General features: G+C 53.5%; 1 protein-coding gene. It reads right to left on the bottom strand.

Features of this window, described 5'->3' with window-relative positions; genetic code table 11:
* Positions 1-37 precede the first annotated feature (37 nt).
* Positions 38-1,260 (bottom strand): IS3 family transposase gene (locus CKW19_RS28185; RefSeq protein WP_177408867.1). Its coding sequence is split into 2 segments (ribosomal slippage): positions 38-909 and positions 909-1,260, totalling 1,224 coding nucleotides; the frame shifts between segments, so codons are not numbered across the junction.
* Positions 1,261-1,313 lie beyond the last annotated feature (53 nt).

Below are 1,313 nucleotides of genomic sequence, written 5' to 3'. Positions count from 1 at the left end.
TGTCTAGTCCTGAAATAGGTTTACACCTGTTTCAGTCTCAAAACGCCCGATGCACTGCATCGGGCGTTTTGTATTTCAAGGCCAGATGTGGCCGCTCCGCGTTGTAGATCAGCACCGATTCATCAACCATTCTCACCGCGTCGGCCAGGTTCTTGGGGCGATGCAGCAAAAACTCCGTCTTCAAAATCCCGTTTATTCGCTCCGCCATCGCGTTCTGATAGCAGTCATAGCCATCGGTCATCGAACAAATGACCCCGTGCTTGGTGTGAAAACGCTGATAAAGGTCGGAGCAATACTGGGCCCCACGGTCTGAGTGATGAACCAGCGGCTGCTTGGTTTTCCTTCCTCCTACAGCCTTCTTCAGCGCTTTGAGTACCGACTCTGTATGCAAGCTCTCATGCACATGATGTCCCACTATTTTACGCGAGTAGGCGTCGGTGATCAGGCTCAGATAAGCAACGCTCTCCTGGGTAGGCAGATAGGTTATATCCGCAACCCAAACTTGCTCAGGAGCACAGGCAATGATTTGCTGCGGGCCTGCCTTGAGTAGGTTTGGATGGCGGCGAAATCGATGATGGCTGTGGGTGGTCTTGTGGTATGCCCGCTTGCGAGGGACCAATTCTCGCGCTTCTCGCAGGATGCTGAACAGGCGATCGCGCCCCACCCGCAGCCTCGTTTCTGCTTCGGCATGCAGCATATAATGCAGCTTGCGCGTTCCCAGCCTTGGCTGACGCCGCCGCTTTTCCAAGACGAAATCCACGACCTTTTGATCGTCGCTAGCCTTCGCATCAAACGCTCGGTTGCGCTTGTAGTAAGCCTGACGTGAAATGCCCATGAACAGGCAAGCCCTGCTGATACTCAGGTCTTTGACTTGCCCTTGCGCGAGGACTTGCCGGGTCGCTTTTTTACGATGGATACACCGTAGTCGTTCTTCAAGACGTTTACGACAGCCTCAAAAAACTGAGCCTTTTGATTGCTCAGTTCAAGCTGTTCTTCAAGCTCTTTGATCCGCTGCTCGGGTGACAGCGGTACCGTGGACTCGGCCATGGAACTCTTCCTCAGCACTCGAATAGACGCGCCTTGGCTCCAATCCTGCCGACCATGCTTGCGTAACCACACCAACACCGTTGACCGACCCTGGATGCCATAGCGCCGTTGAGCCTCTTTATAACTCAACTCGCCCTTTTCGACCTGATCGACCACCGACAATTTAAAAGCCAGCGTGTAATCGCGCTGACTGCGCCTTTTCCCCGAATCCATTGCTCCCTCCTGAAAATAGGTCAGAAGGTGTAAACCTTATTCAGGACGGGACA

Source organism: Pseudomonas sp. Irchel s3f7 (assembly GCF_900187615.1).
Lineage (GTDB): Bacteria > Pseudomonadota > Gammaproteobacteria > Pseudomonadales > Pseudomonadaceae > Aquipseudomonas.
This window is presented reverse-complemented; position numbering and strand designations above follow the sequence as displayed.